This is a genomic window from Amycolatopsis sp. NPDC031561 (assembly GCF_055580625.1).
Genome location: NZ_JBVILA010000002.1, coordinates 91,310 through 111,984, shown reverse-complemented (window position 1 = coordinate 111,984; position 20,675 = coordinate 91,310). Strand labels below are relative to the sequence as shown.

The 20,675-nt window shown below is 69.4% G+C and carries 17 protein-coding genes; 5 read left to right on the top strand and 12 right to left on the bottom strand.

Annotation, left to right across the window (positions count from 1 at the left end; genetic code table 11):
• The first annotated feature begins 7 nt into the window (after positions 1-7).
• Both ACZ5IK_RS06000 and ACZ5IK_RS05995 read left to right on the top strand, forming a co-directional pair.
• Positions 8-634 carry a response regulator gene (locus ACZ5IK_RS06000; protein WP_101611730.1) on the top strand — a complete coding sequence of 209 codons (627 nt, stop codon included), beginning with the start codon at positions 8-10 and terminating at the stop codon, positions 632-634.
• Between the two features lie 101 nt (positions 635-735).
• Complete coding sequence (locus ACZ5IK_RS05995) at positions 736-2,280, top strand: hypothetical protein (RefSeq protein WP_465486787.1); 1,545 nt, start codon at positions 736-738, stop codon at positions 2,278-2,280.
• On the opposite strand, the gene ACZ5IK_RS05990 is transcribed toward ACZ5IK_RS05995, so the two are convergent.
• The 10 genes from ACZ5IK_RS05990 to ACZ5IK_RS05945 all read right to left on the bottom strand — a co-directional run bounded on the left by ACZ5IK_RS05990 (position 2,261) and on the right by ACZ5IK_RS05945 (position 16,331).
• Positions 2,261-4,438, bottom strand: coding sequence for an NB-ARC domain-containing protein (locus tag ACZ5IK_RS05990; RefSeq protein WP_465486786.1), 2,178 nt, complete (start codon positions 4,436-4,438; stop codon positions 2,261-2,263). The genes ACZ5IK_RS05995 and ACZ5IK_RS05990 overlap by 20 nt on opposite strands.
• Positions 4,439-4,511: 73 nt before the next feature.
• Positions 4,512-5,777 (bottom strand): HAD family hydrolase, encoded by a 1,266-nt coding sequence (locus tag ACZ5IK_RS05985; RefSeq protein WP_465486785.1) that lies wholly within the window; start codon positions 5,775-5,777, stop codon positions 4,512-4,514.
• 42 nt (positions 5,778-5,819) lie between these two features.
• Positions 5,820-6,428, bottom strand: coding sequence for a histidine phosphatase family protein (locus ACZ5IK_RS05980; RefSeq protein WP_465486784.1), 609 nt, complete (start codon positions 6,426-6,428; stop codon positions 5,820-5,822).
• 9 nt (positions 6,429-6,437) lie between these two features.
• On the bottom strand, positions 6,438-7,070 hold the full coding sequence (locus ACZ5IK_RS05975; RefSeq protein ID WP_465486783.1) for a class F sortase: 633 nt from the start codon (positions 7,068-7,070) through the stop codon (positions 6,438-6,440).
• Positions 7,067-7,699: an excalibur calcium-binding domain-containing protein gene (locus tag ACZ5IK_RS05970; protein ID WP_465486782.1), complete on the bottom strand. Its 633-nt coding sequence runs from the start codon at positions 7,697-7,699 to the stop codon at positions 7,067-7,069. The genes ACZ5IK_RS05975 and ACZ5IK_RS05970 overlap by 4 nt, the downstream gene beginning before the upstream one ends.
• Positions 7,700-7,831: 132 nt before the next feature.
• Entirely contained in the window at positions 7,832-8,977 is a 1,146-nt protein-coding gene (locus tag ACZ5IK_RS05965) for a GAF domain-containing sensor histidine kinase (RefSeq protein WP_410601692.1), read from the bottom strand.
• 14 nt (positions 8,978-8,991) lie between these two features.
• Positions 8,992-12,243, bottom strand: coding sequence for a thiol reductant ABC exporter subunit CydD (cydD, locus tag ACZ5IK_RS05960; RefSeq protein WP_465486781.1), 3,252 nt, complete (start codon positions 12,241-12,243; stop codon positions 8,992-8,994).
• Entirely contained in the window at positions 12,240-13,247 is a 1,008-nt protein-coding gene (gene cydB / locus ACZ5IK_RS05955; protein WP_410601690.1) for a cytochrome d ubiquinol oxidase subunit II, read from the bottom strand. Before cydB ends, cydD begins: the two co-directional genes overlap by 4 nt.
• A gap of 537 nt (positions 13,248-13,784) precedes the next feature.
• On the bottom strand, positions 13,785-15,296 hold the full coding sequence (locus ACZ5IK_RS05950) for a cytochrome ubiquinol oxidase subunit I (RefSeq protein ID WP_101611722.1): 1,512 nt from the start codon (positions 15,294-15,296) through the stop codon (positions 13,785-13,787).
• Positions 15,297-15,377: 81 nt separating this feature from the next.
• Entirely contained in the window at positions 15,378-16,331 is a 954-nt protein-coding gene (locus ACZ5IK_RS05945) for a S41 family peptidase (RefSeq protein WP_465486780.1), read from the bottom strand.
• Between the two features lie 187 nt (positions 16,332-16,518).
• On the opposite strand from ACZ5IK_RS05945, the gene ACZ5IK_RS05940 reads away from it, so the two are divergent.
• Both ACZ5IK_RS05940 and ACZ5IK_RS05935 read left to right on the top strand, forming a co-directional pair.
• The gene (locus ACZ5IK_RS05940; protein WP_465487233.1) at positions 16,519-17,106 is read left to right on the top strand and encodes a TMEM165/GDT1 family protein; all 588 of its coding nucleotides are present in this window, start codon (positions 16,519-16,521) and stop codon (positions 17,104-17,106) included.
• An 88-nt stretch (positions 17,107-17,194) separates the two neighbouring features.
• Positions 17,195-17,866 (top strand): DUF998 domain-containing protein, encoded by a 672-nt coding sequence (locus ACZ5IK_RS05935; protein WP_465486779.1) that lies wholly within the window; start codon positions 17,195-17,197, stop codon positions 17,864-17,866.
• 4 nt (positions 17,867-17,870) lie between these two features.
• Here the strand turns inward: ACZ5IK_RS05935 and ACZ5IK_RS05930 are convergent, their stop codons facing one another.
• The gene (locus ACZ5IK_RS05930; protein WP_101611718.1) at positions 17,871-18,509 is read right to left on the bottom strand and encodes an IclR family transcriptional regulator; all 639 of its coding nucleotides are present in this window, start codon (positions 18,507-18,509) and stop codon (positions 17,871-17,873) included.
• The gene (locus ACZ5IK_RS05925) at positions 18,506-19,360 is read right to left on the bottom strand and encodes a hypothetical protein (protein ID WP_465487232.1); all 855 of its coding nucleotides are present in this window, start codon (positions 19,358-19,360) and stop codon (positions 18,506-18,508) included. The genes ACZ5IK_RS05930 and ACZ5IK_RS05925 overlap by 4 nt, the downstream gene beginning before the upstream one ends.
• An 85-nt stretch (positions 19,361-19,445) precedes the next feature.
• On the opposite strand from ACZ5IK_RS05925, the gene ACZ5IK_RS05920 reads away from it, so the two are divergent.
• Positions 19,446-20,615: a homogentisate 1,2-dioxygenase domain-containing protein gene (locus ACZ5IK_RS05920; RefSeq protein WP_465486778.1), complete on the top strand. Its 1,170-nt coding sequence runs from the start codon at positions 19,446-19,448 to the stop codon at positions 20,613-20,615.
• Positions 20,616-20,675: the final 60 nt, after the last annotated feature.

The window sequence follows — 20,675 nt, the reverse complement described above, 5'->3', positions numbered from 1 at the left end:
TGGGGGTATGCCGATCCAGGTGCTGCTCATCGACGACCACGAGGTGGTGAGGCGCGGCCTGCGTGACCTCCTCTCCGACGAGCCCGACATCGAGGTCGTCGCCGAGGCGAGCGGGGTCGACGAGGCCTTGGCCGTGGCGATGCACGTCGAGCCGGACGTCGCGGTGGTCGACGTGCGGCTCGGGGACGGCGACGGCATCGCGCTCTGCCGCGAACTGCGCTCGAAGCCGAACGCGCCGCAATGCCTGATGCTGACCGCGTTCGACGACGAGGAGGCCATGGTCGGCGCGATCATGGCCGGTGCGGCCGGGTACCTGCTGAAACAGGTCCGCGGCCAGGACGTCGTCAACGCGGTCCGCGAGGTCGCGGCGGGCCGGTCACTGCTCGATCCGCTGTCGACGGCGCGGGTGCTGGACAAGCTGCGGCATCCGCCCGAGGACGAACTCGGCTCCCTCACCGAACGCGAGCGCGAGGTGCTGGACCTGATCGGGCAGGGCATGTCCAACCGTGAGATCGCGGAACGCCTGTTCCTCGCCGAGAAGACGGTGAAGAACTACGTGACGTCCGTCCTCGCGAAGCTGGGCATGCAGCGGCGCACGCAGGCCGCGGCGTGGATCGCACGCCGGGACAGGTAGTGCGCGAAAAAGGCTCCCCCCCCCCGTCGTTTTGGGCCAAGGTCCCGGTTGATCCCGCATTCGATCAGTGGCTCACCATCGGAATCGAACGCAAGGTCCTGGTGGTCATCCGCACGGTCACGACGCTGACCAGGTTGCTGGACATCCTGTCGTTGATCGAAAACGATCGCCGCATCCAGCTGGTCTTCACCTACGACGCGGACAGCACCGCGATCTTCAGCGCCGGCGTCCCCGAATTCCTCGGCACGCTTCGCGCCTCGGTCGTGTCTTGGCGGCAAGCCCTCGAAAGCCGCTTCGATCTGGTGATCGCGGCGAGCGAGAACGACGACCTCCACCTCTTCGCCGCGCCGATCGTCCTGGTGCCTCATGGGATCGGCTACCAGAAGTACTACCCGCGGAGCCGGACGGTCGCCGGGATGAACCCGGCCCGGCTCGTGCACGACGGCCGGGTCGTCCCCGCCATGGTCGCGCTCTCCCACGCCGAGCAGCGCGCCCACCTGCGAGAAGCGGGTCCGGAGGCGGCGGCCCGCGCGGTGATGGTCGGGGATCCGTGCCATGACCGCCTGCGGGCGGGAATGCATCGTGCCTCCGCTTACCGCGCGGCTTTCGGGGATCCCGGCCACACCCTGGTCGTCATCGCCTCCACGTGGGGACCCGGTTCCCTGCTGGGGACCGTGCCCGATCTCCCGCTGCGGCTGGTGTCCGAACTGGAGTACGACGGTTACCGGTGCTGCGCCGTGCTCCATCCGGGGATCACCGCGGCCCACAGCCCTTGGCAGGTCGACGCCTGGCTCTCCGAGGCACGGCAGGCGGGGCTTCAGGTGCTTCCTCCCGAAGCCGGCTGGCAGGCCGCGCTCACCGCCGCTTCGTGTGTCATCTCGGACTTCGGTTCGCTGGCGCTGTACGCCGCCGCGGTCGACCGGCCGTTGCTCCTCATCGGCGACGGCGGCGAAACCATGGTCCCCGGTTCGCCCATCGACGCGCTCGCCGCGCAGACCGCGCGGCTCGATCCGGACGACGCGCTGGGTCCCCAGATCGATCTCGCGATCCGGCGGCACAACCCCGGCGACCACGCGGCCGTCGTCAAACAGGCCGTCGGCGCCGCGGGCATGTCGGCCGGACTGCTACGGCCGCAGCTGTACCGGCTGATGGATCTTTCCGAGCCCGCCACCGAAGCCACGTTCCCGCCCCACGAGGTGCCCGACGTCGAACCGCAGGACGTCGCCGCCTTCGTCGTCGGTGCGAAGGAAACCGGGCACGCGGTGAGGATCCTGCGGTTTCCGAGCACCGGGCGACGGCACGATCTGGCGGGAAAACATCTGGTGGCGCACGAAACCCGGGCGACACTGCGGCAACTGTCCAGTGCGGCGATCGTCTACAGCAGACTCGAAGAGCAGGAGCGCGACCGCTTTCCCCGGTGGTCGGAGGAAATCCTCCGGCAGTGGCCGGAGGCCGCGGTGGCCGCGGCGACGGTCGGCACGAGCACCTGCCTGGTCCGTACCCGTGACGGTGCCCAGCGGGAGCTGACGCTGGAGGCCCGGTCGTTCGACCCGCTGATCGCGGCTTCCCTCGCCTACCTCGGCCGATTGTCACCGGCCGAACTGCTCGAAGTCGGCGATCGGCCGGTCACGATTCGAGTGCGCTGAAGTACCGGTCGGCCCGCGGGTGGCCGATCCGGGTGGCGTCGTAGGCCAGCTGTCCCCACTCGGCGACCGCGGCGGGATCGCCTTCCGCCGTCATCAGCCTGGCCCTCAGCTCCCGGAGTTCCCACTGGTACTGGTCGGCGCGCTGCGCGGCGAGCTGATGCCAGGCTGAGTCGAACCGCACCCGCGCCTCGGCGAGTTCGCCGAGCGCCAGATACGCGTTGGCGTAGACCATCTCGACCCGGGCCTGATTGCGCCCGGCGGCGATCATCGCGGCGAGGACGGCGATCGCCTCGGCCGGTTCGCCGAGTTTGATCAGGACGTTCGCGAGCATCCGGGGGTGGATGGCCAGGGCGGGGCCGTCGGCGAGTTCTGTGCTGAGGGCGCACGCGAGACGGAGCTGACGGGCGGCCTCGGCGAGTTCCCGCTTGATTTCCGCTGCTCCGGCCTGCCGGTGGACGAGCAGATCCGCGCGCTCTTCGTGGAAGCGTCCCCGGAACTCCGCCAGCGACGCCTGGAGCTTGCGCCAGCGGTTCTCCGCGAACCCCGCCGCCGGACCGGCCAGGATCTCCGCCGCCCTGTCGAGATCCTCCAGCGCGGCCGGGAACCAGCGGGCCATGTAGCGGGCCTTGCCCCGCATCATCAACGCCCGCGCGAGCTGCGCGGGTTTCGCGTCCCTGTCCGCCTCGACGGCTTTCACGGCCCAATCACTGATCTCGATGAATTCGCGCCAGTACCAGCGTTTGTTCACGAGCGTTTCGAAGGCTCCGGCCAGCTGCAAGGTTTCCTTGTAGCGGCGGCGCAGGCAGGCGAGCTTCACCAGCTCACCGATCAGCGACCGGTGCCACTCCAGCCAGTCGATGTGATCGATCCGCTGTTCCCAGCTCCGCTTCGACGGAACGACGTAGGTGCGCAGCCGATCGGGGTTCTCGCGAAAGTCCGCCGCGACCGCCGTGTCACGGACGTGGGCGAGCAACCGGTCGAAGCCCGCGTCCCGGTCGGCGGGCAGTTTGCGCGCGTACTGTCCGGCGAGGACGGTGAGCGAATACCAGTCGCCGGCCTGGTAGGTCAGCCGCGCGGCGATCAGTTCGTCGACGGCCTTCGGGTTGCCCGTCATCTCCGCGGCGGTGGCCCGGGTGAAGAACCCGCCGGGGTGCTCGGCCAGCAGAGCAGCGGCCTCGACGGCGGCTTCCGAAAGGTGCGCGAACGTCCGCCGCAGGGATTCCCGAATGACCCCTTCGGCGTCGACGACACCCGTCGCGCGGTACTCGTCGAGCAGCGTCGCGACCGGCCGGGCTTCCCCGGCGCGACCGGCGAGGGTGACACCGACCTCGCGGAGCGCGAACGGCATCCGGTCGCAGAGGTCTATCAGCCGGTCGGTCTCGACCGGTTCGTCCGGCAGCCGGACCTTGCCGCAGAAATCCGTGAGCAGTTGGCGAGCGCCCTCGACGTCGAGGCCGCCCAATTCGATGGCGGTGGGATCGCACGCCTTCAGTTCGCGGCTGTAGACCGAGGCCGTCGCCAGCACCAGGCTGCTGCGGAACCGGGTGAACAACGCCAGCTCGGCGGCCAGTTCGACGTCGTCGAGGATCAGCACGAACGACCTGGTGACCAGCACGGACAAGAACTGCCTGTCCAGTTGCTCGTCGTCGACCGGGATCTCGCCGTGGGGGATCCCGAATTCCGTGAGCACATACCGTTTCACCGCGGCGGCGTCGAATTCGTCGCCGTCGCGGTACCGGGCGAGCGGCACCTCGACCCGGCCCGACGGGAAGTCTTCCCGCACCCTGTCCGCGATCTGGCGGGCGAGCTCGGTCTTTCCCGAACCTCCCAGGCCGACGATCAGCTTCAGCCCTGTCCTCGGTGGGTCGGCGAGGATCGCGAAGTGGTTGCGGAAGTTCTCGATTCCGGCTGTCGCCGTCGAGACGTTTTCGTCGTGCAGGACGGAAACCGCCTCGATCAGGCGATCCGCCCACTCCTTGTCCGCCCGGGCCGCGGTGAGTGCCCGGCGGCTCAGCGCGTCCTTGCCGGACTTGCCCGTGCCGAGCCTTTCCTTGAGCAACGACACCACGTTCCGGGTCGCGGTGGAGACGGACCCCACCGCCGAGGCCGCGGCCGCCTTCGCGGCTTCGTCCACGACGACCTGAAGCAGGTCAACCACGGCCTCCCCCTCACTCAGCCAAGAACGCCACGGTAGCAGCGGGGCGACCGAGGGTCACGCTTCGTGAACCCGCTCAGGGGTGAACGGTGTCGCGCTGCTCCGGGATGACCGTGCCGTCGTCGCGCAGCACCGGGCCGTGCGTGCCGTCGGCGTTCTCGTACGCCGTCGTCGAGCACGGGTAGGTGCGGTTCAACGCGGGGAAGGGCTCGATGAACATCGGGTTCACCGCCCACTTCCCGTCCGCGTTGTCGTAGGCGCGGCACATCAGCTCGTCCTTGTTGCGGTTGAGCGTGACGCGGACTCCGGTGGCGTCGCGCAGCATGGTGACGTCGGTGGTCGCGTCGCCGCCGGCGAGCGCCTGCCGCTTGGCCGCCGGTGCCGCTTCCATCGCCTTCGCGCCGCGGATCCCGAGGATCCTTTCGTTGATGAAGCAGCGTTTGCCGTCGATGTAGGTCATGATCTCGTCGGCACCGTCCGCGTGCCCGCCGCAGCCCTCGAGATGCCCGTTGATCCGGCCGTTCGTGGTCTGCGAGTAGATCCCCAGCGTGCGGCTCGGCGGGATGCCGATCGCCGAACCCCAGACGTCCGCGAACTCCTTCGGCGAGGCGGAAACGACCCACGTCGAGAAGCCCGCCTTGTTCAGCGTCGCGACCAGGTCCTTGATCTCCGGGTAGTACCGGATCCACGCGACCTGGGTGCTCGAGCCGACCTTCTGGGTCGCCCCGACCGGCGCCAGCAGCGCCGCCGCCCTGGCCTGCCGGGCGATCGCGCGGACCTCGTCCGGCCGGTAACCCGCGTTGATCTGCGCGACCCAGGCGTAGGCCGCCTCCATGTAGCGCCGGTTGTTCCCCGCGAAGACCTCTTCGCCAGTGGTCGTCTTCGCGTTCTTCCGCACGGACAGGAGTTCGTCGGCGCAGCTGACGTTCTTGCTGGTCGGCAGCGGTTTCCCGGCCGGGGTGGCGGTGCCGCACGCCTTCCCGAGCGCGTACGCCCCGGCGTCGGTCATGAACCGGCTGGTCGTACGCCAGTCCTTGTTCCGCGGCTGCAGGACCTTGTCGTGCCGGATCATCCAGAAGACGGTCTGGTCGGAGATGTCGTTCTTGATGACCGTGTTGTCCCAGTCGAACACCGCCACCGGCCGCTCGCCGTGCTTCCCGCCGCAACGACCGCGTTCGTCGATGACCTTCTGGATCTTCGCCGCGTTGTCGCCGTACCAGTGATCGGCCAGCCGTAGCTGAGGGCAGCGCGACTCGGTCGCGGCCGCCGACGTGCCGGGTAAGGCCACCGGAACGACCGCGACGGCGGCGGCAAGGGCCATGGCTCGCAGGAACCTCGGCATGTGATCTCCCCACGTCTTCGTCGACAGTTCGGGGAGATCCTGTCATTTTCCGGCGAGAGTCACGACCTGCCGGTTGTGAAAGTAGTCGTCCTCACGAAGCACCGTGACGCTGCCGGGCGACGCGCGGAAGTCGACGTACCCGGCCGACTCGAGCGGCATCCGGATCCACGCCGCGATGACGAAGGTCAGCGCGCCACCGTGCGTCACGATGATCTGGTGCTCGCGGGGGCTTTCCAGGATCGAGTCCATCGCCGCGTAGACCCGCGCGGCCATCGCGCCCTTGGTTTCGGCGCCCGGGATCCTCTCGTCGTGCCCCAGCCGTTCGCCGGTCGGCGGCGGCGGGACGAACCGGCGGTCCAGCCACTCTTGCGGCTTGCCCCCGGCTTCCCCGTACGACTTCTCACGCAGCCGCCGGTCCAGGACCGGTGTCACGCCGAACCGTTCGCCGATCAGTTCCGCCGTCCGCGCGGTGCGGCGCAGGTCCGAGGAGTGGATCTCCACGCCGTCCGGCACCTTCGCGCGCAGCGACTCCGCGATGGCGACGGCCGCGCGCTCGCCGTCGGGGGTGAGTTCGGCGTCGAACCAGCCGCCGACCAGGCGATCGACGTGATGAGTGGACTCCGGATGGGTGACAACGTGAACCGTGCGCATCCCTCGAATCTAAGCGCGGGTCAGTTTCGCGTAGGCGACGACGTTGTCGAGGTAGTTGCCGGTCGAGGAGTCGAAGTCCCCGCCGCAGGTGATCAGGCGCAGTTCCGGTCCGGTCGTGTCGCCGTAGACCTTCTCCGTGGGGAAGGACGTCTTCGGGTGCCGCTCGACGGCGTAGACGGTGAACACCGCGTTGACCCCGTCCTTGCGATGCACGACGGCTTCGTCGCCGGTCTTCAGTTCCTTGAGCCGGACGAAGACGCCAGGGACCTTCTTGTAGTCGACATGCCCGGCGAGGACGGCGGGCCCGATCTCGCCGGGGGCCGGGCCGCCGGTGAACCAGCCGGTGGTGATCGCGTCGTTCGGCACCTGCAGGGCGCCGTCACCGGCGAGGCCGAGGTCGACGATCTCGCCGGTGCGGACCCCGATCGCCGGGATTTCGAGCGTCGCCGGTTTCGCGGGTCCGAGTGGCGGTGCGGTGGTGGCCGGAGTCGCCACCGAAGACACCGTGGACGGTGCCGCCGGCGAGGCGACCTTGCCCGTCGGCGGGACGGCGCACGCGGTCAGCGCGGCCGCGAGTACCACCCCGAGGAGCGCGCCGATGACCAGCGGAAACGGCCACCGGCGCCAAGAAGCCCTGGTCATCGCTCGGCACGCCGCCGGAGGACGAGGGACGCGCCCGCGGCCGACACGGTCAGCAGGGCCGTGCCGGTGAGCGCGACCGCGCCGATCTCCAGGAGACCGCCGTTGACTTCGGCGGTTTCCTCACCGCCGCCGGTCGCGACGCCGCCGACAGGCTTGACTTTCACCTGGCCGGATTTCGCGGGCTCGCCGAACCGGGATTCGCAGGCGTACCCGTCCTTGTCACCGTCGAGCCGGTTCGGGTCACGCGGGTTCCTCTTGAGCTCGGCCTGCGCCGCGGCCTGGGACGGGAAATCGGCACAGTCCTTGTCCGCGGATTTCGCACTACCCGGCACCGGTTTCGTTTCCGTCGCGATCGGAGGAACGGTGGGCGTGATCGTTTCCGTCGGCGTCGTTCCCCGCTTCGACAACGTTTCGCACGCGATTCCGTCCTTGTCCCGATCGAGCCCGTGCGGATCCGATGGATCTTTGTCGAGTACGGCCTGCGCTTCTTCCTGGAACTGGAAGCTCCCGCAGTCCAGATCGGCGGCCGCGGGCGCGTCCGACAGCGCGAACGCGACGGAAGCGGGGCCGAACAAGGAGATACCGGCGAGGATCACGGCCGTGCCGAGGGCGCGACGAACCGAGGACATGGGGGTCCTTTCGATGGGAATTCGCGCTTCGAGCGCGTTCGATACCCTTACAGTCGTGCGCTGACCCAGACTGTTACCGATTAATCGGAAAACGCGAATAGTCACTCTAACGAGCGACAGACACCGTTAGTTTCACACGGTTTGGTCGAGCGGAACGTCGAAAGCGACCAAAGTGCCCAAACTCGGTGACGAATTGATCGAAAAACGCCCGCCGGACGTCGTCGCGCGTTCGTCGAGATGACGGAGACCGCGTTTGGCGACCCCCTGCGGGACACCGGATCCGTTGTCCCGCACGCGGAGTTTGACGCCCTCCACATCGCGACTGAGCGTCACGCGGGTCTCGCTCGCCCCGGAGTGCCTGACCACATTGGACAGTGCTTCGCGAAGCGCGGCGCGGATGTGATCCGCCTGCTCGGCGGGGATGTCGGCCAGTTCCCCGGACAGTTCGAGGGTCGGCGGGTAGCCGAGGAGTTCGCCCGCGATGCGCACCTCGCCGCGCGCGGACTCGGCGAGGTCGGTGGCGGTGATCGTCTCGTTCGCGGGTTCCGGGCTGCGCAGGGCGCGCACGGTGCCGCGGATCTCTTCGATGGTCTGGTCGAGCTGGTCGATCGCCTCGGACAGCCGCACGCCGTCGGCCTGCGCGAACCGCTTCCGCATGTTCTTGCGGACGCGGTCGAGTTGCATGCCCGCGCCGTAGAGCCGCTGCACGATGACGTCGTGCAGTTCGCGCGCGATGCGTTCGCGCTCTTGGTAAAGGGTCACGCGGTGCCGGGCGTTGGCACCTTCCGCCAACGCGAGGACCACGCCCGCCTGCGCCGCGAAGGCGGTGAGCACCTCGACCGTGCTGGCGGAGAACGGGGCGCCGCCGTGGCGGCGGTACACGGTGAGCGCGCCGAGGACGCGTCCGCCCGCGCCGAACGCCGACGCCGCGAAGGGACCGAAGCCCTGTAGTTCCGGCGGCACGAACGGCGCCGTGCGGGGATCGACGGTGAAGTCCTCACTGACCACCGGTTCACCGCCTCGGGCGACCTGTCCGGCGGCGGAATCCGCGGCGAACGCCAGTCCCCGCAGGCCCTTCGTGCTGGCTCCATGCACGGCCTCGACGACCACCTGGCCGTCGTCCGCGCGCACCATGACGAGACCGAGGTCGGCCTCGGCCAGTTCGACGGCGCGGGCGACCACGGTCTCCAGCACGTCGCCCGGGTCGTCGCCGGACAGGGCGGTGCCGGTGATCTCGGTGGCGGCGGACAGTGCGCGCGCGGCAAGGGTGGGATCCATGAGCGCTATCGACATTAGTCCGCTCCGGCCAGTACGCGCGCTGTGACGCGACCCTCTCGTACCTCCAAGACCAGGTCGGCGCCGTCCGCCTCGGCGGCGTTGTGCGTGACGTGCACGACGGTCTTCCCGGCGAGCGCCTCGCCGAGCCGTTCGCGGACGGTGCGCGCGGTCGGTTCGTCGAGATGCGCGGTGGGCTCGTCGAGGAGGACGAGATCGGCTCGGGCAGCGCCGAGCATGGCGCGCGCGAGCGCGACCCGCTGCGCCTGCCCGCCCGACAGCCCGGCGCCCGCGCTGTCCAGCATCGTGCCGAGTTCGACGTCCTCGAGAACGGCTTGGTACAAGGCTTTCCGCAGGTCGTCCTCGGACGCCGTCGGCTGGGCCAGGCGCAGGTTCTCGGCGACGGTGGTCGAGACGAGCATCGGTTCTTGCGGTGCCCAGGCGACGTTCTCGGGAGCGTCGACGTCACCCTTGCTCGGCTTGAGGAAACCGAGTAGGGCCGCGACGAGCGTCGACTTCCCGGCACCGCTCGGGCCGATGACGGCGACGTGCGTGCCGGGCGCGATGTCGAGGTCGACACCGGTGAGGACCGGGTGTTCGGTACCGGGCCAGCCGAGATCGGCGTTCCGGATCCGCACCCCGCCGGTGTCAGGAAAGGGGCTTTCCTGACGTTTTTTGTCCTGAAAGCCCCTTTCCTGACACTCGGCGAGGCGCAGACGGGCCTGGCGCAGGGTGTCCCAGTGCTGCGCGGCCGGCGGAAGAAGGGAGAGAACCTCCGCCAGCGCCAGCGGCACCAGGGCGACCACCGGGGCGAGGACCGGGTTCAGCGCGCCGGCGGCGACGGCGCTCACGGCGAACCCGGCGCTCACGACGGTGGCGGCACCCGTCGCCAGGATGATCAGGGCGTCGGCCGCACCGGCGCCGAAGGCCTGTCGCCGCGCTTCGGCGGTCAGCGCGGTGTCGGTCGCGGCGATTCGGCGACGCCGCTCTTTGTCGGTCCCGTACGCGATCGACTCGGCGGCGGCTTCGACCAGGCTCAGCACCTGTGCCGACACCGAACGCCGTCCGGCCGCCAGCGCGCTGGTCGCCCGGCGTTCCGCCCGGAGCGCGAGCAGCGGCGCGAACGCGCTCACCAGCACGGCCGCGGCCAGCGCGAGTCCGGCTTCGGGCAGGACGGCGGTCTGGACCGCGACGGCGCCCGCGGCCACCAGCGCGACCACGATCAGCGGCGTGATCACCCGGGGCAGCAGGTCGCGCACGGTGTCGGTGTCGCCGACCAGCCGTCGCTGCTCCTCACCTGCCCGAAGCGCGCGTGCGGGTCCGAGCCGCACCAACGACTCCCAAAGCCGGACCCGCAGGCTTCCGGCGATCCGGAACGCGGCGTCGTGCGTGACCAGCCGTTCGAGGTACCGCAGGCCCGCGCGGCCGAGCCCGAACGTCCGCACGCCGACGATCATCACCGTCAAGGTCAGGATCGGCGGCTGCTGCGAGGCCTTGGCGATGAGCCACCCCGAGAGCGCGGTCAGTGCGACCCCGGCGAGCAAGGCCGCGGCGCCGAGCAGCGCTCCGCCGAAGAACCTCGGCTGCAGCAAAGCGCGCCACGGCACCGGCTTGGCCGCAGTCGGCGCCTCCGTCATGACGACTTCCGCCACCGAGCCGGTCGACATGTCGATGCCTGGCGTGCGTTCGTGCGCGGCGATGATCGCGGCGGCGCCGTCGTCGACGGCCTTGGCGACGGCGGCCATCACCAGCCCGGCGTTGACCTCGTCGAGGTGCGCGGTGGGCTCGTCGAGCAGGAGCAGCCACGCGCCCGACCGGATCCGCACCAGGGCCCGCGCCACCGCGACTCGCTGACGTTGTCCTTGCGACAGCTTCGCGACCGGCCGTTCGGCCAAGCCGGTCAGCCCAAGTTCGCCGAGGATGTCTTCGGCGCCGACCTCGTCGCGGACCGTGCCCCCGCCGAACACCGGCGACTGCGGCACCCAGGCGACGTTCTCACGCCAGCGGTCGAGGTCGGCGTCGGCGAGATCGGTGCCGCCGACGGTGATCGTCCCGTCTTGGGCCTGCACGAAGCCGAGCAGTACGGCCAGTGTCGTCGACTTGCCGCCGCCGCTGGGCGCGCGCAACCAGGTCAGTTCGCCAGGCCGGACGGAGAACGTCTCACCGTCGGGCGCGAATCCGCCACGCCTCGCGACGCGAAGTCCGCCGACGTGGATCTCACCCTTGGCCGGTGTCCCGGATCCTCGGGGCGGCAAGGGTTCCGCGAGTACGTCCGCGACGCGGCGCACGGCCTCGACGCCGTCTTCGCTGGCGTGGAACGCGGCGCCGACCGCGCGCAGCGGCTGGTAGCACTCCGGCACGAGGATCAGCACGCCGAGCCCGATGGCCAGCGGCAGTTCGCCGGAGACCAGCCGGACGCCGATGACGACCGCGACCAGCGCGACCGAGAGCGTCGCGATCAGTTCCAGCGCGAACGCCGACGCGAAGGCGACCTTCAGGGTTTTGAGCGTCGTGCGGCGATGCCGTTCGGAGATCTTCCGGACCGTCTCGGCCTGCGCCTCGGCGCGGCGGAACGCGCTGAGGATCGGCAGCGCGCGGACGAGTTCCAGCAGATGTCCCGACAACCGCTGCTCGGCGTCGGCGGCTTCGGCGACCCGCTCGGCGGTGTGTTTGCCGATCAGGATGGCGAACAGCGGCACCAGCGGCACGGTGATCACGACGAGCGCGGCCGAAGGCCAGTCGGCGACCAGGATCGCGGCGCCGGCGGCGAGCGGCACGATCGCGGCGGTCACCAGGGCCGGGAGGTACTGGGTGAAGTAGGCGTCGAGCGCGTCGAGTCCCTTGGTGGTCAACGACGTCAGCTCGCCGTGGCCGCGGCGAGCGATCCATTCCGGGCCGAGTTTCAAGGCGTGGTCGAGGGCTTTGGCGCGCAGCTCTTCCTTCGCGCGGGCCGCCGCGCGAACGGAGACCGCCCGCACCGCCCAGCCGGTCAACGCACGCCCTGCGACGAGCGCGAGCAACACGGCCAGCTGGGCGGTGCGGTCCCCCGGTATTCCGCGGACGACCGCGGAGAGGACGTCGGCCAGCAGGAAAGCCTGTCCCACCAGCAATACCGCGTTGACGAAGGACAGTGCCCCACTGAGGATCAACGCCCGGCGCGCCGCCTTCGAAAGCGGAGCGAGCGCGCCGAGCGGACCCTTTCCCGGTCGCGCTGGGTCCATTGTGGACTCCTTGGCGGAAAGGGTGTCGCGGCCGGGAAGTTCGGTCATGGTGCGTGCACCGGTGGGATGTGCCGGGTACCGATGCGCTTGCGGAACACCCAGTACGTCCAGCCCTGGTAGATCAGGACGGCGGGGGCGCCGAACAGCGCGACCCACGTCATCACGGTCAGGGTGTACGGGCTCGATGCCTCGCCCGCGATCGTCAGCGTGTTCGCCGCGTCCACAGTGGACGGAAGGACGTTCGGGTACAGCGCGACGAAGATCGCGACGGCGGAAGCCGCGATGACCCCGCCGAGCGCGGCGAACGCCTGCCCTTCCCGGCCCGCGCGGATGCGGAACCAGGCGAGGACCGCGGCGACGACGGCGATGCCGATCAGGAGCAGCGTCCACAGGTCGCCCGAACGCAGTTGTACGACGACGAGGAACGCGAGCAACGGCAGCAGGGCGACCGGGAGCAGGCGGGTGGCCAGGTTCCGCGCCCGGTGGCGGAGGTCGCCCTCGGTTTTGAGCGCGAGGAACGCGGCGCCGTGGACCAGCGAGAACCCGACCACCGCGATCGCGCCGAGCAGTGTTTCGAACCGGACGGCGGCGAACGCGCCGCCGACCCGGTTGCCGTCGGCGTCGAGCGGGAGGCCGAGGACGGTGGTCGCGAGGAGCAGGCCGACCCCGAACGGCGGGATCCACGAGCCGATCCCGATGACGCGGTCCCAGTTGCGGCGCCAGCGGTCGGAGTCGACCTTGCCGCGGTATTCGAACGCGACGCCGCGGCCGATGAGGGCGAGCAGCACGACCAGGAGTGGGAGGTACGCGGCCGAGAAAAGCGACGCGTACCAGCCTGGGAACGCGGCGAACATCGCGCCGCCCGCGACGATCAGCCAGACCTCGTTGCCGTCCCAGACCGGGCCGATCGTGTTGACCATGACGCGGCGCTCGGTGTTGTCCTTCGCGAGGGCGGGCATGAGCATGCCGACGCCGAAGTCGAAGCCTTCGAGGAAAAGGTAGCCGAGCCAGAACAGGGCGATGACGCAGAACCAGATCGTTTCGAGGGTCATCGGGCGCTCACTTTCCTGGGCTGAAGGACGCTTTCGCCGCAGGCGACACGGTTCCTACGTGCGACGCGGTGAAGGGAGCCTTCGCCGCATGCCACTCCGTGAAGGGAGCCTTCGCTGCGTGCGATGCGGTGAAGGGGCCCTTCAGCCCAGTGCCCGCCGATCGCGTGGCCGGTCGCGTGCCCGGCCTGGACATTGCGGTGCTCCGCGCCGCTGCGCGCCGGGCCGCTCTGCCTCCGGTTGCCCTGCCCGCGATCGCCCCGCCCGTGGTCGCCTCGCCCTGCCGATTCCGCGCGGCGTGTCGCGAAAGCCACTTTCGGGACATCCAGCGTCGCGAAAGTGGCTTTCGCGACACGTCCTACCCCTCCGAGGCGACCGTTCCGGCGCTTCCACCCCTGATCGCCCTGAGTTATCCACAACCACTCAAGTTGTCCACAGATTGGCTGTGGGTAACCCGCCTGAGCGATACCCCCGATACGCTGGGTGCGGGGCCGTCCCCCGGGAAGGGCGGGGGGCTGGGCAGGTGACGTAAAGAGGCGATCAGTAGGCGAAGGCGAGGGCGTCGTCATCGCTGTCACCGCCTTCGGGGTCGTCGTTCTTGCTGGTCGAGGCCGGTTTCTTGGGTGGCATGACGGCGTCGACACCACCGCGGACGTACTTGCGCATCAGGAAGACTTCGACGACGCCCAGGACCGCGTAAACGGTCGTCAGAGCAATGAGTGACGTCCATACCTCGCCTGTGGACAACTTCGAGACCGCTTGCGCGGTGAACATCCACACTCCGTCGACACCGGTCGGATTCGGCACCACCACGAACGGCTGACGACCCATCTCGGTGAAGATCCAGCCGGCGCTGTTGCCGATGAACGGGGTCGCGATCCCGCCGAGCACGAGCCACGGGAACCATCGCTGCCCGGGGATGCGCCCGCGCCGGGTCAGCCACAGCGCGAGCAGCCCGATCCCGGCCGACATCGCGCCGAAGCCGATCATCGCGCGGAAGCCCCAGTAGGTCACCGGCAGATTGGGCACGTAGTCGATCGGCTTGCCCGCGAGCGAACCGAGCTGCGGGTCGTCCGGGTAGTTCGTGCCGTACTTCGCCTGGTACTCGGTCACCAGGTTCTCCACGCCCTTGACCTCGGTCGTGAAGTCGTTGTGCGCCAAGAAGGAGAGCAATGCCGGCACGTTGAACGTCTTGACGTCCTCACAGTTCGAGCCGCTCACGTCACCGATCGCGATGATCGAGAAGCTCGCCGGTTTCTCCGTGTGGCACAACGCTTCCGCCGACGCCATCTTCATCGGCTGCTGCTCGAACATCAGCTTGCCCTGCATGTCACCGGTGATCGCCAGCACCGCGAACGCCACCACCCCGGTCCAGCCGCCGAGGCGCAACGACGAACGCCACACCGCGCGGTGCTCGTCGTCCTCCGAACGCTTGCGCCACAACTGCCAGCCGGCGACACCGACCAGGAACGCCGCGGCCACCGAGAAAGCACCCGCGAGGGTGTGCGGGATCGCGGCCAGCGCGGTGTTGTTCGTCAGCACCGCCCAGATCGAGTTCATCGTCGGCTTCCCGTCGACGAATTCGACCCCGACCGGATGCTGCATCCACGAGTTCGCCGCCAGGATGAAGTACGCGGAAGCCACGGTGGCCAGCGAGTACGCCCAGGCGCACGCCAGGTGGACCTTCTTCGGCAGCTTGTCCCAGCCGAAGATCCACAGCCCGAGGAAGGTCGACTCGACGAAGAACGCGACGAGCCCTTCCATCGCCAGCGGCGCGCCGAACACGTCGCCGACGAACCGCGAGTACGCGCTCCAGTTCATCCCGAACTGGAACTCCTGCACGATCCCGGTGACCACGCCCATCGCGAAGTTGACCAGCAGGAGTTTCCCCCAGAACTTGGTCATCTTCAGATAGCGCGGATCACCGGTCCGGACCCAGGCCGTCTGCATGCCGGCGACCAGGACCGAAAGCCCGATGGTCAGCGGGACCATCAGGAAGTGATAGACGGTGGTTATGCCGAACTGCCACCTAGCGAGATCGAGAACCTCCACGCCTCAAGCCTGCTCACCCCGAGGATGACCCGCCAGTTCAAGTGGTCCTGATCTCGGCGGGACGTAGGTCCCGCACCAGGCTCAGCCGAGGCCGGCGAGCGTGAGCCGCGCCTCGTCGGCGATCTGCCGCCGCACGCCCGAATCCCCCAGTGTCAGCACGTGGTCCAGCGCCAACGCGTACGCCGCGTCGAAAGCGTCCTCGACAGCGACGGCGATATCGGGCTGGACGCCGACGCCTTCCCAGTTGGTCCCCGTGACCGGGTTCACGGCCCGTCCGCCCGGGACGGTGACATCCAAATGGGTGTCCACTTTGTACTGCTGACGCGGATTCGCGCCGCCGCCGGTCACCGCGCCGACCGTCTTCGCCCGCCCCAGCTGCTGAAGCGAGTAGCTCAGGTCCTCCGCGCCGGAGAAGGTCTTCGGACCGGTCAGGATCCACACCGGCTTGTCCGCGCCGACCTTGCGTCCCGGCACGTACGGCAGCGTCCAGAACTGGTTGGTCACGTCGCCGTCGCGCAGGTAAATGCTGTTGAAGTGCACGGGCTCGTCGACCAGGTAGCTGATCAGCAGCGCGACCGCCGCCGGACTGCCGCCCCGGTTCTCCCGGACGTCGATCAGCAACGCGTCCGCGGTCGCGAGCAGCGTCATCGCCGCCGCCAAGGCCTCGCCGGAGATGTCCGGCCCGTAGAGCAGCTTCGTCTCCAGGTAGCCGACGTTCCCGGCCAGCCGTCGCGCCGACGCGATGCCGAAGCCGTTCAGTTCGGCCTCGTGCCGGTACACCTCGGGATCGAAGGACTGACCGTCCACCTCGGGCAGCGGGTCGACGTGATGCCGCAGCCGCAGATGTTTGTCCCCGTTGACCGATTGCAGGTCCCGAGTGACCGCGATGGCGAACGCCTTGTCGTCGAGCCCGGCGTACGCGCCCTCGCCCAGCCTCGCCTGCAAGAAGACCACGAGTTTCTCGGCGACATCGGGGAACACGTAGTGGCTCCGCAACCGTCCGCACACGCCATCGATCCGCGCTCTCTCGTCCATGCTCGCGGACGCTACCAGCGGCGACGGAAAAAAGAATTCGGTTTGCCGAAACCTCCTTTCCGCCCGGCCAAGAAATACAATTCGCCCGCACATGCCGCCCGATTCGGAAAAGCCATCAGCTTGCCCTTTTCCGAACCTCCCCTTTATCGTTGCAGTGAAAGGGGTGGAAAACATCATGTCTGGCTCGATGCTGGCGCTCATCAGCGCGTTTGGCCTGGTACTGGCCGTGGAGCTACCGGACAAGACACTCGTCGCCACCCTCGTTCTCACCACTCGTTTCCGCGCGTGGCCGGTATTCGTCGGTGTCACCGCGGCCTTCGCCGTGCAATGTGCGATCGCCGCCATTTTCGGCAGTGTGCTCACTTTGCTGCCGGAGGCGCTGGTGACCGCGATCGTCGCCGCGATGTTCGGCATCGGCGCGTTCATGCTCCTTCGTGAAGGGTTCAGCCCCGGCAAGGACGGCGGCGAGGACGCGTCGCGTTCCGGGCCGAGCCCCGCGACCTTCTTCCGCTCCGCGCTGACGTCGTTCGGCGTGCTGTTCGCCGCCGAGTGGGGTGACGCCTCCCAGCTCGCGACAGCCAGCCTCACGGCCCGCTTCGGCAACCCGTTCGCGGTCGCGCTCGGCTCCTTCGTCGCGCTGGTCGCCGTCGCCGGGCTCGCCGTCTTCATCGGCGCGAAGGTGCGGAGCCGCATCCGCCCCAAGCTCATCCAGCGCGTGGCGGGCTTCGTCTTCGCCGGGTTCTCGCTGTTCGCGCTGACCCAGCTCGCCTTCTGAGGCGCACGGGTTCTTCACAGGTTCGCCGGGTAACCTTTCGGGAACGAAAAGGTGAACACCCGCCCCGACGTGCCTGGAGAAACCGGTCGTGACCTTGCCAAAGATCATCACGGCCCGTGCCGTCTCCCCTGTGCACGGCAGGCTCGCGATCTTCGGAATGGCCGTCGCCGTCGCCATCTCGATCGATCTGCACCTGCGGCTGTCCAGCCAGGTCAGCCCGATCTGGCAGACGCTGTCCGAGTACGTCTACGGCTACCTCTCACCCGGCTCGACGGCGGCGCCGCTGTTCGGCGCGATGTGCCTGGCGTTGGGGCTCGGTTCGCTCGCCCTGCTCGGCGGTATCGCGAAGGCGCACCGCAGCGGTTACGAGTCCGTTCTCGTCCTGCTCGGGGTGTGGTGCGCCGGGCTGTTCGTCCTCGCGCTCGTGCCCGTCGACCCCGAGGGCCAGGCCCGTTCGCTGGCCGGGCAGATCCACAACTACGCCGCGCTGGCGGCCTTCCTCGCGCTTCCCGCCGCCGCCTGGGTGCTGACCCGCCCCGGCCGGGCGCGCTGCCCGTGGGAGCCGCGCCGCACGACGATTCGGCGGCTTTCGGTGGCGAGCTTCGCCGCCGTGGTGATCGTGCTCGGCGGATTCGTCTGGACGATGCTCACCGGGCCGTCGCATCAGGAGGTCACGCTCGGCCTGTTCGAGCGGCTGCTGTTCGCTGTCGACCTCACGCTGCTGGCGACCATGGTGCGCCCGCTGCTCAGCGACCGCTGACGCGCTACTCGGGCTGTTTCAGCACCTCGGCCAGCCGGACGGCGGCGCCCAGGACCGCGGGACCCACCACGGAGGCGTCCAGCGGCTCCAGCGACACGACACCGAGGCTGGCCTTCAAACCCGGCACCCCGCGCACGGGCGCGGCGACCCCGGACGCGCCCGCCTCGAGTTCACCGGACGACGTCACCCAGCCTTCGCCGCCGGGACGCAGCGTCATCGCCTTGCCCGCTGCTCCGGCGGACAGCGGATGGCGGGTGCCGACGCGGTAGGCGACGTGGAAGCTCGTCCACGTCGGTTCGACGACCGCGACGGCCTGCGCCTGGTCCCCCTGCGCGACCGACAGATGAGCCGTCGCGCCGACCTTCTCCGCCAGCTCGCGCAGGACCGGCCTGGCCGCCTCCCGCAGTTGCGGGAGGACCTGCCCGGCGAGCCGGAGCAGGCCGACACCCAGCCGCACCTTGTTGCCGTCGCGCCAGACCAGGCCGCGTTCGGACAGCGGGACGAGCAGCCGGTAGACGGCGGCCCGGCTCGCGCCAATGGCGACGGCGAGTTCGGAGATCGTCGCCGCCTCGCCACCCGCGTCCGCCACCGCTTGCAGCAGCGCGAGCCCTCTGTCCAGGGTCAGCGACCCTTCGCGGGTCACAAGAGTCCAAGTTCTCCGAGGTCGGCGACCGGCTCGTCGAACGAGGCCGCCGCGTACGAGGCGAAAAGCCCTCGCACGGCCTTCGCGGCCGGCTCCGACATCCCCTTGGCCTCGTCGGCCAGTGCGGCGCTGTCGGTCGACTCCAGCGCGGCACGCACGTCGCCGCCCGAGAGGGAGCGTGCGGACGCGACGATGAGGTTCAGGAACCCGTGATGGGTGAAGCCGCTGGTCTCGTCGGTATGCCGGACGGCGCGGTGCAGGCTGTTCGTCGCCTTGAACGAGGCCCCGCTCGAGCCGCTGACCACCGCGAGGAAGTCGGCGACCTCGTCGACGCTGGGGAAGTTCTCGCCCGCCTTGCCGCCGCAGCGGATCTTCGGCCAGCTGCCGTGCTCGATCACCTTCCGCACGCCGTCCAGCCAGCCGACACCGCGCCGCGGCTCGACCACCCGGATGACGTCTTCGGGCACGAACTCGGAGACGCGCTCCAGCCAGACCTCGTCGACGTCCGACGGCGCCGGCATCTCCACCATCCGCAGCGCGAGGATCTCGCTGCGCGATTCGACGATCGAGATCGCCTTCGGGACGCCGCCCAAGCCGGTGTCGATGATCAGCGACAGCGGCAGCGGCTCCTTGGGTTTGATCTTGATGAGTTCGGTGATGAGCTCGGGCAGCCTCGACGCCTGGCACAGGAACACGCCGAGGACGCCGGAGTGTTCACCGGACCTCGACGCGAAGTGCGCACGCAGCGCTTCGGGCATGGACGCCTCGCCGGGCGGGAACAACGCCGAGTCGTCGACGAGCCGCGCGAACAGGGGAGGGATTCCTCGGGGGCCGGGTGGCGTGAGTTCCACAGCGCTTGACACGACTGACACGCTAGTAGCGTACGACATCAGGACAAAATCGTTCGCACAACGGACACGTTCCGGGGAGATTCCGATGCCTTACTACCGGCAGGTAGGCGAGATCCCGCACAAGCGCCACACGGCGTTCCGCAAGCCCGACGGTGGCCTGTACGCCGAGGAACTGATGGGTGTCGAGGGCTTCTCGGCGGACTCCGCGCTGCTCTATCACCGCGGGCTGCCCACCGCCATCGTCGACGCCGTCGCGATCGAGGACGAACGCGGCCCGATCACCCCGAACCACCCGCTCAAGCCCCGCGCCTTCAAGACCCAGGACCTCAAGTTCGGCGACGCCGACGCGGTCACCGACCGGCGGCGGCTGTTCGGCAACGCCGACGTCACCATCGGTTTCGTCCACGCCACGCAGCCCTCGCCGCTGTACCGCAACGCGGCGGGCGACGAGCTCTTCTACGTCCATGGCGGCAGCGCCACCGTCGAGACGATCTACGGCTCGCTCGAGATCGGTGACGGCGACTACCTCGTCATCCCGACGTCGTGCACCTATCGCGTGCTCCCGCACGACGAGATCAAGCTGATGACCATCGAGGCGCGCGGCCACATCGGCCCGCCGAAGCGGTACCTGTCGGCGAAGGGGCAGTTCCTCGAGCACTCGCCGTACTGCGAACGCGACATCCGCGGCCCGTCCGAGCCGCTGGTCGTCGACGGCACCGACGTCGAGGTCCTCGTGCGGCACCGCGCCGGGCTGACGCGCTACACCTACGCGACCCACCCGTTCGACGTCGTCGGCTGGGACGGCTGCCTGTATCCGTGGGTGTTCAACATCGACGACTTCGAGCCGATCACCGGCCGCGTGCACCAGCCGCCGCCCGTGCACCAGACGTTCGAGGGCCCGAATTTCGTGGTCTGCTCGTTCTGCCCGCGCAAGGTCGACTACCACCCCGAGTCGGTCCCGGTGCCGTACAACCACGCGAACGTCGACTCCGACGAGCTGATGTTCTACGTCCGCGGGAACTACGAGGCGCGCAAGGGCTCCGGGATCGAGGTCGGCTCGCTCTCGCTGCACCCGTCCGGCTTCACGCACGGGCCGCAGCCCGGGGCGGCGGAGGCGTCGATCGGCGCCCAGTTCTTCGACGAGACCGCGGTCATGGTGGACACCTTCGCGCCGCTGGACCTCGGCGAGGCCGCCGACGCTTCGGAGGACCACCGTTACGCGTGGACCTGGTCCGGCCGGGGCCCTGGCGCCTGATTTCACCGGTCGCGGCCATGGCGGGATAAGTACCGCCATGGCCGCAACGGTTCGGCAACG